Annotated in this window: 12 protein-coding genes; 4 read left to right on the top strand and 8 right to left on the bottom strand. The window is 69.3% G+C overall.

The features are described 5' to 3' along the window. The first annotated feature begins 14 nt into the window (after positions 1-14). Positions 15-2,204 carry an ATP-binding protein gene (locus tag CFE50_RS13060; protein ID WP_286734144.1) on the top strand — a complete coding sequence of 730 codons (2,190 nt, stop codon included), beginning with the start codon at positions 15-17 and terminating at the stop codon, positions 2,202-2,204. Here the strand turns inward: CFE50_RS13060 and CFE50_RS13055 are convergent. The 4 genes from CFE50_RS13055 to CFE50_RS13040 all read right to left on the bottom strand — a co-directional run bounded on the left by CFE50_RS13055 (position 2,172) and on the right by CFE50_RS13040 (position 6,601). Then, complete coding sequence (locus tag CFE50_RS13055; protein ID WP_286734142.1) at positions 2,172-3,209, bottom strand: alpha/beta hydrolase; 1,038 nt, start codon at positions 3,207-3,209, stop codon at positions 2,172-2,174. The genes CFE50_RS13060 and CFE50_RS13055 overlap by 33 nt on opposite strands. A 20-nt stretch (positions 3,210-3,229) precedes the next feature. Continuing rightward, positions 3,230-4,090: a KPN_02809 family neutral zinc metallopeptidase gene (gene ypfJ / locus CFE50_RS13050; RefSeq protein WP_007160666.1), complete on the bottom strand. Its 861-nt coding sequence runs from the start codon at positions 4,088-4,090 to the stop codon at positions 3,230-3,232. A 261-nt stretch (positions 4,091-4,351) separates the two neighbouring features. After that, a complete protein-coding gene (locus tag CFE50_RS13045; RefSeq protein WP_286734141.1) occupies positions 4,352-5,419 on the bottom strand; it encodes an NAD(P)-dependent alcohol dehydrogenase in 1,068 nt (355 codons plus the stop codon). A 249-nt stretch (positions 5,420-5,668) separates the two neighbouring features. Further along, on the bottom strand, positions 5,669-6,601 hold the full coding sequence (locus CFE50_RS13040; RefSeq protein ID WP_286734140.1) for a LysR family transcriptional regulator: 933 nt from the start codon (positions 6,599-6,601) through the stop codon (positions 5,669-5,671). 166 nt (positions 6,602-6,767) lie between these two features. On the opposite strand from CFE50_RS13040, the gene CFE50_RS13035 reads away from it, so the two are divergent. The 3 genes from CFE50_RS13035 (at position 6,768) to CFE50_RS13025 (ending at position 9,803) form a co-directional block, all read left to right on the top strand. Continuing rightward, positions 6,768-7,832, top strand: coding sequence for an SDR family oxidoreductase (locus CFE50_RS13035; protein WP_286734138.1), 1,065 nt, complete (start codon positions 6,768-6,770; stop codon positions 7,830-7,832). A gap of 100 nt (positions 7,833-7,932) precedes the next feature. Then, positions 7,933-8,703, top strand: a complete 771-nt coding sequence (locus CFE50_RS13030) for a sulfite exporter TauE/SafE family protein (protein WP_286734136.1) — start codon at positions 7,933-7,935, stop codon at positions 8,701-8,703. Positions 8,704-8,915: 212 nt separating this feature from the next. Further along, positions 8,916-9,803, top strand: a complete 888-nt coding sequence (locus tag CFE50_RS13025) for an alpha/beta fold hydrolase (RefSeq protein ID WP_286734134.1) — start codon at positions 8,916-8,918, stop codon at positions 9,801-9,803. Positions 9,804-10,033: 230 nt separating this feature from the next. On the opposite strand, the gene CFE50_RS13020 is transcribed toward CFE50_RS13025, so the two are convergent. The 4 genes from CFE50_RS13020 to CFE50_RS13005 all read right to left on the bottom strand — a co-directional run bounded on the left by CFE50_RS13020 (position 10,034) and on the right by CFE50_RS13005 (position 13,926). Next, entirely contained in the window at positions 10,034-11,005 is a 972-nt protein-coding gene (locus CFE50_RS13020; RefSeq protein ID WP_027601515.1) for a D-2-hydroxyacid dehydrogenase family protein, read from the bottom strand. 145 nt (positions 11,006-11,150) lie between these two features. Continuing rightward, the gene (locus tag CFE50_RS13015; RefSeq protein WP_286734130.1) at positions 11,151-11,957 is read right to left on the bottom strand and encodes an ABC transporter ATP-binding protein; all 807 of its coding nucleotides are present in this window, start codon (positions 11,955-11,957) and stop codon (positions 11,151-11,153) included. Next, entirely contained in the window at positions 11,939-12,952 is a 1,014-nt protein-coding gene (locus tag CFE50_RS13010) for a FecCD family ABC transporter permease (protein ID WP_286734126.1), read from the bottom strand. Before CFE50_RS13010 ends, CFE50_RS13015 begins: the two co-directional genes overlap by 19 nt. Continuing rightward, positions 12,949-13,926 (bottom strand): FecCD family ABC transporter permease, encoded by a 978-nt coding sequence (locus tag CFE50_RS13005; RefSeq protein WP_502694701.1) that lies wholly within the window; start codon positions 13,924-13,926, stop codon positions 12,949-12,951. Before CFE50_RS13005 ends, CFE50_RS13010 begins: the two co-directional genes overlap by 4 nt. Between the last annotated feature and the right edge of the window lie 54 nt (positions 13,927-13,980).

Raw genomic sequence — 13,980 nt, 5'->3', positions numbered from 1 at the left:
CTCAGGCCCGCCCTATGAGCCTCCACGCCCCTTCCAGCGACCAGCCGTCCTCCAGCGATCTGCGTCAGTACGAGCGTCAGACACTGGAAAGCCTTGCCACCGGGCTGCCTTTGGCCAGCGTGCTGCACGCGCTGCTGCAGCGGGTGGAGGCTCTGGCCCAGGTTCGCCTGCATGCCTGCATCCTGTTGCTCAGCGAGGATGGCCGCTATCTGCAGGACGGCATCGCGCCCAGTCTGTCGGAAGCCTACAGCCGCGATCTCGGACGGCTGGAGATCGGCCCGCTGGCGGGCTCCTGTGGCACCGCCGCCTACCGGCGCGAAGCCGTCTATGTCGAGGACATCGCCTGCGATCCGCTGTGGGCGGGTGCCCGTGACCTGGCGCTGCGCTACGGCCTGCGGGCCTGTTGGTCGATGCCGCTGCTGGCTCTGGATGGCCGGTTGCTGGGCACCTTCGCCAACTACTATCTGGAGCCACGGCGCCCCCTGGTCGCCGAGCGCGACGCCTTCCGCCTGGTCACCGAGACCGCCGCCCTGGCCATCGAGCGCCACCAGGCGGATCTGCAGCTGCGCGAAAGCGAAGACCACTATCGGCATCTGGTGGAGCTCAATCCCCAGTACACCTGGACCTGCGATCCCGACGGCGGGCGAATGGTCTTTTCGCCGCGCTGGCAGCAACTGACCGGCCAGCCGGCGTTGCACGCCGATACCTTCTGGACGCTGCTGCATCCGGACGACCGCCAGGCGACCCGGCAGGCCTGGGACGCGGCGCGCCGCGCCGGTCGGGCCTACGACCAGGAACACCGGGTACGGGTGGCGGATGGCAGCCACTGCTGGCTGCGCACCCGCGCCTATCCGCGGCGCGATGAAGCGGGCGCCGTGATCCGCTGGTACGGCACCAGCGAAGACATCGATGACCGCCGCGAGGCCGAAGAGGCCCTGCGCCGCGAACGTGCCACCCTGGAGGTCCAGGTGCAGGCGCGGACCGCCGAACTGGAGGAGAGCAATCGGCAGCTGCGCGAGGAGATGCACAGTCGCGCCCAGGCCGAGGAACTGCTGCGCCAGGCGCAGAAGATGGAAGCCGTGGGCCAGCTCACCGGCGGCATCGCCCACGATTTCAACAATCTGCTGGCCGGCATCCAGGCCAGCCTTGATCTCTTGCGCCGCCGCCTGGCGCCGGAGGTCCTGGCCGGGGTCGGCAGTCTGCTCGACACCGCCACCCAGTCGGTGAGCCGGGGCGCCAGTCTCACCCATCGGTTGCTGGCCTTTTCCCGCCGCCAGACGCTCAATCCCCAGGCGGTCGACGTCGCCCGCCTGATCGGCGCCTTCCAGGAATTGCTGCTGCACAGCCTGGGGCCGCAGATTCGCTGCCAACTCGTCCTGGATGCCGGACTCTGGCCGGTCGACGTCGATCCGCACCAGCTGGAAAACGCCCTGCTGAATCTGGCCATCAACAGCCGCGATGGCATGCCGGCGGGGGGCACCCTGACCATCCGCGCGCGCAACTGGGTGCAGTCCGATGCCGATCCGGGTCTGCCGGCGGGCGACTACCTGCTGATCGAGGTCGGCGACGATGGCGTGGGCATGGCGCCGGAGGTGCTGGAGCGGGTCTTCGAACCCTTCTTCACCACCAAGCCGGTGGGCCAGGGCTCGGGGTTGGGCCTGTCCATGATCTATGGCTTCGTCCGCCAGTCCCGCGGCCAGGTGAGTGTGACCAGCGCGCCGGGGCAGGGCTGTCGGGTGAGTCTGCTGCTGCCGCGTCATCCGGCTCTGGCCGCCCAGACCCCCCAGCCGGTTGCCAGTGCCCCGACCGCCCGCGTCCTGCCCGGCGTCCGGGTGCTGCTGGTGGAAGACGATGCGGTGATCCGCGAATTGCTGGTGCAGGTGTTCGTCGACCTGGGCTGGGAGTATCGCGACGCCGTGGATGCCGAATCGGCGCTGGCGGCCTTGCGCGAAGGCGAGGGCTTCGACCTGCTGATCACCGATGTCGGCCTGCCGGGGCTGAATGGCCGCTTGCTGGCCGGCGCGGCCCGTACCCTCAGGCCGCACCTGCCGATCCTCTTCATCACCGGTTATGCGGCGGGCAACGAGCCGCCCGTCCCGCTGGTCGGTGAGCGCATGGCGGTGCTGGGCAAGCCCTTCAGCCTGGAAGCCTTCGTCGCCCAGGTGCAGGAGCTACTGGACGCGCCCGCCGCCCTGGCGCGCTGAAGCCTGGTCGCCGGCGCCGAACAGCGCCTGGCGGCCTGCGGGCGAGGTAAAGATGGCGTCACCGTTGTGGCCCACGCCGGGGACCTCGATCAGCGCCTGGCGCAGCCCCGGATGGCGGCCCTGGAGATAGCGGTAGTAATTCAGCCCACGAGCCAGGCGATAGGGGCCCTGGGCCTCGGCGGCGCAGCCCTTGTCCAGCGCCGGATGGTTGGGATTGGTGTCCTCGGCGCCCAGCAGATAGGTCAGGTCGAGTCCCGCATAGTGCTCTTCCAGGCTGGCCGCCGTGTGACCCGCGGCATAGGCCGGCAGGCCCTGCATGCCGTATTTCCAGGTGTCGAAGTCCGGGCAGCTGGCCGCTGCGGCGAAGGGCACGGGTTGGCCCTGGGCATCCGGACGACGGGCATCGAAATAGGCATAGGACGAGGGATTGGCCACCACGTATCTCAGGCGGATGCCCTGGGCGGCGAGGGCCTGCTCGCCCTGGCCGAGTACGGCGTAGCGCTGCACCACCTGGCCGCCGCCGGAATGCCCGGCGATCACCACCTCCTGCAGATTGGGCAGCAGCCGACGCTCCGCCAGGTGGGCGAGCAGGGCATCGAACACCGCGAAGCTGCTCAGCGGCTGCGGACCCAGGGCGGGCTCGCCGCCCATCCAGGCATTGCCCTGCCAGCGCAGCAGGGTGTCCGGCAGACGATGGCGCCGGACGTCCGTTTCGTTGAGGAATTGCGGGGCGATCACCAGGGTGTCCGCCGTGGCGCCGGCCGCTGCCGTGGCCGTCTGGCCGGAGCGGAAATAGGTCGCGGCGTTGCGCAGGCGGCCATGCACGATGACCAGGGCGCGGCGGATCTCCGGATGGGGCCGGCCCCAGTCGGTGGACAGCTGCAGCGCGGCCTGCGCCTGACCGATCGGCAGCCGGTCGCTGACGATACGGGCGACCCCCTCCTGGGGCGCCGCCAGGGCGGAGCCCCAGGCCAGGGCCAGGCACAACGCGAGCAGGCGACGCATCGGGGATCTCCCGCTAGAGGTCAGAGCGCCTTGGCGGCGAAGGTGTCGCAGCTCTCCACCTTGCCACTGTCGAAGCCGGTGCGGAACCACTTGACCCGTTGCGCGGAGCTGCCGTGGGTAAAGGAATCCGGTACCACGCGACCCTGCGACTGGCGTTGCAGACGGTCATCGCCAATGGCGTTGGCGGCGTTCAGCGCCTTCTCCAGGTCACCCGGCTCCAGCCAGTTCAGCCGCTTCTGGGCATCGTTGGCCCAGACCCCGGCATAGCAGTCGGCCTGCAGCTCCAGGCGCACCGACAACCCGGTGGCACCTTCGGTGGGAATACCACGGCGGCGCGCCGCTTCCATCTTGCTGGTGGTGCCGGTGAGGTTCTGCACATGGTGGCCGACCTCGTGGGCGATCACATAGGCACGGGCGAAGTCGCCGTCGGCGCCGAAGCGCTGCTGCAGTTCCTGGAAGAAGGTCAGGTCCAGGTAGACCTTGCTGTCCACCGGGCAATAGAAGGGACCGCTGGCCGCCGTGGCGCCGCCGCAACCGGATTGCACCTGGCCGTTGAACAGCACCAGCTTGGGCGGCTGATACTGCTCGCCATGGGCCTGGAAGATGCGCGTCCAGGTGTTTTCGGTCTCGCCCAGCACCACGCGGACGAAGTCCACCTGGCGATTGTCGGCCGGGGCGGTGGTCTCCTGCTGGCTCGGCGCGCTCTGGCCGCTGAGGCTGATCAGGTTGCCGAGGATCTGCGTCGGACTCTGGCCGCTGAGCAGGCCGAACACCACCACCAGGGCCACGCCACCCAGGCCGAGGCCGCCGCCGATCTTCATGCCGCGTCCACCGCTGGCCTGTTGCACGTTGTCGCTACGTTGTCCCTTGTCCCACTGCATGGCGGCCGCCTCGTGATTGTCGTTATCGCTTGCTTCTACCCGAAAAGTGTCTGCGCTCGGTGATGCGTCGTTGAAAAGCCCTTCGGAATGCTCATTTACCGCTCGTAAACTTCGCTTCCTCAGGACTTTTCGCCTCGCCTGACCTTCGCTCGACGACTTTTCGGACAGAAGCTAGGACCGCGGGGCGCGCCAAAAATGCGTTACCGGAAATGACAACGCCCGCGATGGGCGCGGGCGTTGTCGGCGGAGCGGAGCGCGGGATCAGGCCGCGGTCTGGCCCTGCTTGAGGCTCTGCATGTCGATCACGAAGCGGTACTTCACATCGCTCTTGAGCATGCGCTCATAGGCTTCGTTGATGTCCTGGATGGCGATCTGCTCGATGTCCGAGACGATGTTGTGCTTGGCGCAGAAGTCCAGCATCTCCTGCGTCTCGCGGATGCCACCGATGAGCGAACCGGCCAGCTGGCGGCGCTTCATCACCAGGTTGAACACGCTGGGCGCCGGGTGCGGCTCGGCGGGTACGCCGACCAGGGTCATGGTGCCGTCCCACTTCAGCAGGGTGAGGAAGGCGTCCAGGTTGTGCGGCGCGGCCACGGTGTTGAGGATGAAGTCGAAGCTGTTCGCGTGCGCGGCCATCTCGTCTTCGTTCTTCGACACCACCACCTCGTCGGCGCCCAGGCGCAGGGCGTCGTCCTTCTTGCCTGCGCTGGTGGTGAAGAGCACCACGTGGGCACCCATGGCATGGGCGATCTTGACGCCCATGTGGCCGAGGCCACCCAGGCCGACGATGCCGACCTTCTTGCCCGGGCCGACCTTCCAGTGGGCCAGCGGCGAGTAGGTGGTGATGCCGGCGCACAGCAGCGGCGCCACGGCGGCCAAGTTCTCGGTGTGGCTCACCTTGAGCACGAACTTCTCGTTGACCACGATGTGGTCGGAGTAGCCGCCCTGGGTGTTCTCGCTGCCACCGTAGAGGTTGCCATTGTAGGTGCCGGTGAAACCGTTCTCGCAGTAGGACTCTTCGCCCGCGTCACAGGGGGCGCAGTGCTGGCAGCTGTCGACCATGCAGCCGACGCCGACGGTGTCGCCGACCTTGAAGTTCTTCACGTGGGCACCGACCGCGGTCACCTTGCCGACGATCTCGTGACCGGGCACGGACGGGTACAGGGTGTTGTTCCACTCGTTGCGGGCAGTGTGCAGGTCGGAATGGCAGACGCCGCAGAAGAGGATGTCGATCTGCACGTCGTGGGTGCCGGGTTCGCGCCGCTCGAAGGAGAAGGGCGCCAGGGGCTGGTCGGCGGACTGGGCAGCGTAGCCTTGGGCTTGGCTCATGGGATACCTCATCTAGGTGGTGGAACTGAGTGGTGGAGCAGGGCGGCCAGGTTGGCCTGGCCCAGTGACAAACCGTCGATCCTGCTGAGCCAGAGCCGACGGCACCAATCGATCGTCTCGATAATCGTCATGCCGCCCATCGATGGAACTCAGGGGCGAGCGGGCGTACGAGGGGTTACGACCGGGGGGCTTGAGCGGATGTTCCCGTCCGTGGCGCGGCAGTCGGGGCCACTGGTCGAGCGGTCGTGGCTAGCGCGAAAGCTTCGGCGCCACCGTGGGCAGCAGGCGACTGGCCAGGTGCTCCAGCAGCAGCCGGACCCGCGGCAGACTCTCGCGACTGCGCGGCCACACCAGGTTGATCGGCGAGCCCTCGACGCCGTGCTCCGGCAGCACATCCACCAGGGCGCCGCTGGCCAGGTGCGTGGCGATCAGCCAGGTCGGCAACTGGGCGATGCCATGCCCGGCCAGGGCGGCCAGCACCTCGCCTTCGCCATCCCCCACCACCAGGCGCGGCTGGAAGATCCAGCGTTCGCTGTCGCCCGGCTGTTCGCCGCGCAGCTGCCAGGGGCTGATCAGGCCATCGGCCTGGCGAAAGCCGATGCACTGGTGATCGACCAGGTCGGCCGGGGTTCGGGGTCGGCCGTGCTGGGCGAGATAGGTCGGGGCGGCGCAAAAGACCTGGCGCTGGGTGCCGAGGAAGCGATGCCCCAGGCTGGCGGGCCAGGCGTCGGAGCCGCCGATGCGCACCAGGATGTCGATGCCCTCGTGGACCGGATCGACGAAGCGATCCGACAGCGACAGATCCGGTTGCAACAGCGGATAGCGGTGCAGCAGTTCCAGGATCAGCGGCAGCACATGCAGGCGGCCATAGGAGGCGGGCAGGTCGATGCGCACCCGGCCGTGGGGCTCGCCGTCCTGGGCGGCCAGGCCCACTTCGGCCTGTTCCAGCTCGGCCAGTACCCCGGTGCAGGTGCGATAGAAGCGGGTGCCGGCTTCGGTCAGGCTCAGCCGGCGGGTGGTGCGCTGGAACAGCCGCACGCCCAGCCGGCTCTCCAGGCGCGCCACGCTCTTGCCGACGGCCGAGCCGGTGAGGTTGAGCCGCTCGCCCGCCGCGGTGAAGCTGCCGAGATCGGCCACGGTGACAAAGACGTCGAGGCCCTTGAGGCGTTCGGAGGAATACAAGGCTGGCTCCCAATTGCAGAATCTGATTCCGGTGAAAAAGGAATTTATACCCAGGATACGCCGTTAATTCTCCAATAGGCTGGAATCAACCCTGAGGCAAGGCACTCCCTTATCTACAGCGCCTGCGACCGCCGCAGGCCGTCTCCCATCCCTATCTGGAGGTTTCATGCGCAAGGGCACCGCTCTCATCGTCGGCGTGACCGGCATTTCCGGCTACAACCTGGCCAACACCCTGGTCGCCTCGGGCTGGACCGTCTACGGTCTGGCGCGCAAGCCGGTGGCCCAGGAAGGCGTCATCCCGGTTGCCGCCGACCTGCTCGACGCCGATTCCACCCGCCAGGCGCTGGCCGGCCTGCCGATCAGCCATGTGTTCTTTTGCACCTGGACCCGTCGCGCCACCGAGAAGGAAAACGTCGAGGCCAATGGCGCCATGATGGACAACCTCTGCCAGGCCTTGGACGGCGCGCCGCTCGAGCATCTGGCACTGGTGACCGGCACCAAGCACTACCTGGGTTCCTTCGAGGAATACGGCAGCGGCAAGGCCGAGACGCCCTTCCGCGAAAGCGAGCCGCGCCAGGCCGGCGCCAACTTCTACTACACCCTGGAAGACATCCTCTTCGCCGCCGCCGAGCGGCACGGCTTCGGCTGGAGCGTGCACCGCTCCCACAGCATGATCGGCCAGGCCAAGGGCACCAACGCCATGAACATGGGCCTGACCCTGGCGGTCTACGCCTCCCTGTGCAAGGCCACCGGCCAGCCCTTCGTCTTCCCCGGCTCCCGTACCCAATGGGACGGCATCACCGACGTGACCGACGCCGGCCTGCTCGCCGAGCAACTGGAATGGGCCGCCCTGGCGCCGGCCGCGCGCAACCAGGCGTTCAACACCGTCAACGGCGACGTTTTCCGCTGGCGCTGGCTGTGGGGCGAGATCGCCGCCTTCTTCGACCTGGAGCCGGCGCCCTATCCCGAGCAGCCCATGCCGCTGGAAGCGCGGCTGAAGGACGTGGCCCCGGCGCAGTGGCGCAAGCTCGCCGAGGAGCACGACCTGGTGGAAGCCGACGTCGACAAGCTGGCCTCCTGGTGGCACAGCGACGCCGACCTGGGCCGCGAGATCGAGTGCCTCAACGACATGACCAAGAGCCGCGACCTGGGCTTCTTCGGCTATCGCGACACCCGGGCGAGCTTTCTCGACCTCTTCACCCGGCTGCGGGCCCAGCGCCTGATTCCCTGAGCCGCTCTGGCACGCCGGTCCCCGTGAATGCGGGCGGCCGGCGGTTTCATAGGCGGCTGCCGGGGCGCAGAATGCGGCATCTCGTCGCAGGATGCGCCCCATGCTCGAAACCCTCGCTGCCCTGATTCCCGCCTTCAGCCCGCTCGACTGGCTGTTCATCGAAGCCATCCTGGTCCTGGCCTATCTGATCTTTGGCGTCGCCGGTTTCGGCAGCGCCTTGGTCGCCGGCCCGCTGCTCACCAGCTGGATGCCGCTGTCGCGCATCGTGCCCTTGCTGGTGATGCTGGATTTCCTCGCCTCCTTCCACAACTGGCTGCCGGATCGCCGCGCCATCGCCGGACGTGAACTCAGGCGCCTGCTGCCCATGCTGCTGCTGGGCGCGGCCCTGGGCACCTACCTGCTGATGCGCACCGATGCCCGGTTGCTGATGCTCTGGCTGGGGCTCTTCGTGGTGGCCTATTCCACCTACAGCCTGCTCAGTCCCAAGGGCGCTCACCCACTGGCACCGGCCTGGTCGATCCCGGCGGGCGGGGTAGGGGGCCTGTGCGGCGCCCTGTTCGGCAGCGGCGGTTTCCTCTATGCGCTCTATCTGAATGGCCGCCTGGAAGACAAGAACGCCATCCGCGGCACCCAGAGTTTTCTCATCGGCTGCAGCGCCTCCATCCGCATCGTCCTGTTGCTGATCGCCGGCGCGTACAGCGACGGCAGCCTGCTGCTCCTGGCCGTCTGCCTGCTGCCGGCCATGCTGCTGGGCGGCTGGATCGGCCGCCACCTGCAACGCCGCCTGTCCCGCGAACGCTTCACCCGCCTGGTGACCTGGCTGGTGCTGGTGTCGGGCGTGACCCTGATCGGGCGGTATCTGGCGGGGTAGCGGGCTTATCGCGGCCATGCCGGTGCGCCGTAGCGACCGCTCCTACAGGCACGGATGCCACCGTAGGAGCGGCCCATGGCCGCGATGCTCTCAGACGCCGTAGCCTGGTAGGGTGGAAAACCGCGCAGCGTTTTCCACGCGAAGTGGCCACCTTGGGAACTCCCAGGCCCACCCACCTCTCCGCTCTACAACACCCTTGGCGGAGAACGCCCATGCTCACCTCCCTCCAGGCCGGCGTCCTGGACGTCGCCTATCAGGTCCAGGGACCGGACGGCGGCGCGCCGGTCCTGCTGCTGCATGGCTTTCCCTACGACATCCACGCCTACGCCGAGGTGGCCGATGAACTGGCCATCGCTGGCTGCCGCGTCCATGTGCCCTTTCTGCGCGGCTACGGCGCCACCCGCTACCTGAGCGCCGACACCCCGCGTTCCGGCCAGCAGGCCGCCCTGGCCCATGACGTCCTGGCGCTGCTCGATGCCCTGGGCCTGGAGCGGGCGACCCTGGCTGGCTATGACTGGGGTGGTCGCGCCGCCGGTATCGTCGCCGCGCTCTGGCCGGAGCGGGTGAGCGGGCTGGTGCTGGGCGACGGCTATCCGATCCAGGACATCGCCGCCGCGGCCACCCAGCCTGCCGAACCGGCGGCGGAGCTGCGCTATTGGTACCAGTACTACTTCCATGGCGAACGGGGGCGCGCCGGGCTGGCGAAACATCGCCGCGAATTCTGTCGACTGCTCTGGTCGCTGTGGTCACCCAGCTGGTGCTTCAGCGACGCCACCTACGCCCTTACCGCCGCGGCCTTCGACAATCCCGATTTCGTCGACACCGTGATCCACTCCTATCGCCACCGCTACGGCCTGGCCCCGGACGATCCGGCCTATGCCGAGACCGAGCGCCGGCTCGCCGCGCAGCCACCCATCCGCGTACCCACCACGGTATTGGCCGGTGCCGACGGCGGGGTCACCGCGGTGCAGGGTGAAGCCGAGGTGGCGCAGCACTTCAGCGGACCCTTCCGCTACGAGGTGCTGCCCGGCTGCGGCCACAACATCCCCCAGGAAGCCCCCGCCGCCTTCGCCGCCGCGGTAAGGGAGCGGCTGCCGTAGGTGGTCGGGAGGGTGTTGGGCTTCGCTGCGCTCAACCCAACCTACGGTCGAGGCAGGTGCCGAGTAGTAGGTTGGGCTGAGACGGCTCCACCGTCGAAGCCCAACAGAGCACTGCGTAGGGTGGATAACGGCGCAGCCTTATCCACGCGATCCACGCGATCCACGCGATCCACGCGATCCACGCGATCCACGCGATCCACGCGATCCACGCGATCCACGCGCCCCCAAGCCTACCGCCCCAACACCTCCGGATTGGCCAGGCCGGTCGGTTCGCCGCTGAAGAAGCCCACCAGGTTGGCGAAGGCCTCGCCGAAATAGAGTTCGTAGCTGTGCTTTTCTACGTACCCCAGGTGCGGAGTGCAGAGCACCTGGGGATGGGCGAGCAGGGGATCGTCCGGCGCCACCGGTTCCTGCTCGAAGACATCCAGCGCCGCCTGGCCGGGATGGCCCAGCTCCAGCGCCGTGAGCAGGGCACCGGGTTCGATCAGGCCGGCGCGGGCGGTGTTGACCAGCAGGGCGCTTTTCTTCATCCGCGCCAGGTCCTCGGCGCGCACGCAGCCGCGGCTGCGCTCGCTGTATCTCAGATGCAGGCTGATGACATCGGCCTCGGCGAAAAAGGCCTCCTGGCTGGGCGCCGCGCGATGGCCGTCGGCTTCGGCGCGGGCGCGCGAGGCTTCGCTGCCCCAGACCAGCACCGGCATGCCGAAGGCCTGGCCATAGCGCGCCAGGCGCTGGCCGATCTTGCCGTAGCCCCAGATGCCGAGGATCTGGCCATCCAGCCGCTCACCCAAGTTGACCTGCCAGCGCCCGGCATAGAGGGCGTCGATGGCCGGCTTGAGCTTGCGGCGGGCCATGAGGATCAGCGTCCAGGTCAACTCGGCGGTGGAGACTGGCGAGCCACTGCCTTCGCAGACCGCCACGCCCTGGCGGGTGCAGGCGGCCACGTCGAGGTGGGCGGTGGCCTTGCCGGTCTGGCTGATCAGCTTGAGCCGCGGCAGGTGCGCCAGCAGCTCGGCGTCGATGCGGGTGCGCTCGCGTGTCAGCACCAGGGCATCGGCATCACGGAAGCGCTCCACCAGCACCCTGGGATCGCGTTCGGCGTCGTGATAGAGCGTCACCTGATGCCCGGCGCGCTGGAGCAGGGGATAGCAATCCAGGGTTTCGACGACGTGCTGGTAGTCGTCGGGGATGACGATATGCATGGCGAGCTCCGTTGTTGTTCTGGATCGCCAGTGGAGCACCTGTGGGGTCGTCCGACAAGATGGGGCGCGGCGGCGGACGAGGCGGCGCCCTTGTCCACCCTACCCGTAGCCTGGAAAACCGCGCAGCGTTTTCCGGGGCCTGCGGCTAATAGGGAATCACCAGCGGCGTACCCGCCAGGGGATTCTCGATCACCGCGCACTTGAGGCCGTACAGCGCCTCGATCAACTCGGGGGTGACGATCTCCGCCGGCGGGCCCTCGGCGAGGATGCGCCCGGCGCGCAGGGCGATGATGTGGTCGGCGTAGCGACAGGCCTGGTTGAGGTCGTGCAGCACCGCCACCAGGGTGCGGCCGCCGTCGCGGTTGAGCCGGCAGAGCAGCTCCATCAGCTCCACCTGGTGGGCGATGTCGAGAAAGGTGGTGGGTTCGTCGAGCAGCAGCAGCGGGGTTTCCTGGGCCAGTGCCAGGGCGATCCACACCCGCTGGCGCTGGCCGCCGGACAGGCTGTCCACCGCTCGCTCGGCCAGCGCCAGGGTATTGGTGGCTTCCAGGGCGTGCTGCACCGCGCGTTCGTCGGCCTCCGTCCAGCCGGCGAAGGCCTGGCGATGGGGATGGCGCCCGCGCGCCACCAGGTCGCTGACCAGGATGTCGTCCGGCGCCACCGCGCTCTGCGGCAGCAGGCCGATGCGGCGGGCCACCTCGCGGGTCGGCAGGTCCTGGATCAGCCGGCCGTCCAGGCGCACCTCGCCAGCGCTGGGACGGATCAGCCGCGCCAGGCTGCGCAGCAGGGTCGACTTGCCACAGCCGTTGGGGCCGATGATCACGGTGAAGCGGCCATCGGGCAGGTGCACATCGAGGTCGGTGCAGATCGGCTGGCCGCCGTAGCCGACGGTGAGACCGTGGGCGGCGAGGCGGCTGGAAGGGGCGTCTTGGCTCATGAGGTCCGCCGCCATTCGCGGCTCAGCAAAAAGATCAGATAGAGGCCGCCCAGGGCGCCGGTCAGCAGGCCGACCGGAATCTGGAAGGGCGCCAGCAGCCGCTGGGCCAAGAGATCGGCAAGGGCGGTGAGGCAGGCGCCGAGCAGGGCAGGGGCGAGGATGCCGAGATCGGCGCTACGGGTCAGGCGCCGGGCCAGCTGGGGCGCCGCCAGGGCGACGAAGCCGATGGGGCCGGCGGTGGCGATGGCCAGGGCGGCCAGGGCCACGGCGACCGCCAGCAGCAGATTCTGGCTGGGCAGCACGGCCAGGCCCAGGGCCCGGGCCAGGTCGTCGCCCAGCTCCAGCAGGCGCAGCCGCCGCGCCAGCCAGGCGGCCAGCGGCAGGAGCAGCAGGCAGCCGGCGAGCAGGGTCAGGGTGCGATTCCAGGTCAGCATGTCCAGGCTGCCGAACAGCCAGAGCCGCGCCTCCTGGGCCTCGTCCAGCTCGGCGCGGGTCAGCAGGTATTCGTTGAGCGAGGCGAGCAGGGCGCTGACGGCGATGCCCAGCAGGATCATCCGCTCACCGCGGATCCCCGCCAGGGCCGCGAGGCCCGCTACCAGTACCGCGGCCAGCAGCCCACCGCTGAGGGCGCCCAGCATCAGCGCCGCGCCGCCCAGTTGCAGCCAGAGCAGGGTGATCAGGGCGCCACTGGCCGAGCCGACGGTAAAGCCCACCAGATCCGGACTGGCCAGGGGATTGCGCGCTAGGCGCTGGAAGATGGCGCCGCTGGCGCCCAGGGCCGCGCCGACGCCAAAGGCCGCCAGCAGCCGCGGCAGGCGCAGATCCAGCAGGATCAGGCTGGCCAGGGCATCGCCCCGGCCGAGCAGGGTGACCGCCACCCGGTGCGGCGCCGGGGCGAAGGCGCCGCCGGTGAGGGTCAGGGCGCAGAGGCCGATGGTCGCCAGCAGGAGCAGCAACAGGCAGGCCTTGAAGCGCGCCGAGCGTCGCGGGGCGAAACGATGGCGACTCAAGGGCGCACCCGGCGGGCGGAACGGATGATCAGCGCGAGCAGCACCGGAGTGCCGAGCAGAGCACAGACGATTCCCGCTTCCAGCTCACCCGGCAGGGCCACGCGGCGGCCCAGGGTGTCGGCCAGCAACAGCAGATTGGCACCGGCCAGGGGCGCCAGGGCCAGGATCCAGCGCCAGTCGGCGCCCACCAGCAGGCGCAGGGCATGGGGCACCACCAGGCCGAGAAAGCCGATGGGCCCGGCCACCGCGGTGGCGGCGCCGCACAGCAGCACGATGGCGACAAAGGCCAGCAGCCGCAGTTGCCCGGGGCGGGCGCCCAGGGCGCGACCGAGGTCGTCGCCCAGCGCCAGGGCATTGAGACGGCTGCCCAGGGGCAGGCCCAGCGCCAGGCCGATCAGCAGCAACGGCAGGATGCCGAGGGCGCCGCCCGGCGTCTGGCCGCTCAGGGCGCCCACCGCCCAGAAGCGGTAGCTGTCGAACACCGCGCTATCGAACAGGGTGATGATGCCGGTGCAGGCGTTGAGGCTGGCGCTGAGGGCGATGCCAGCCAGGATCAAGCGTATCGGCTGACCGCGGGCCGGGGCACTGCCACCGAGCAGATAGACCAGGCCGGCGGCCAGGGCCGCTCCCAGCAGGGCACAGGCCAGGCGCGTCGGGGCGTCGTCCAGCCCCAGCAGCGACAAGCCGGCCACCACGGCGAAGGCGGCCCCGGCATTGATCCCCAGTAACCCGGGATCGGCCAGCGGATTGCGCGTCAGCGCCTGCATCAGGGCACCGGCCAGGCCCAGGGCCGCGCCCACCAGCAGTCCGAGCAGGGTGCGCGGCAGGCGCAACTCCCAGAGCACCACGGCGTCGGTGGAGGCATCGGGGGCGACGAGCAGGTGCAGGATCTGCGCCGCCGACAGCGACCGCGCCCCTATGCCCAGACTCGCCACCACCGCCAGCGCCAGGACGATCAGCAGCAGGACCAGCACCAGGCCGCCGCGGGCGGCGGATGCTCGTTGCGCTAGAGGCGCGGGGCGGGCTGG

Origin of the sequence: Pseudomonas sp. PGPPP4 (assembly GCF_002256045.1) — a bacterium.
Taxonomy (GTDB): Bacteria; Pseudomonadota; Gammaproteobacteria; order Pseudomonadales; family Pseudomonadaceae; genus Chryseomonas; species Chryseomonas oryzihabitans.
The sequence above is the reverse complement of the archived record's forward strand: the minus strand, read 5'-3'. Positions and strand labels throughout refer to the sequence as shown.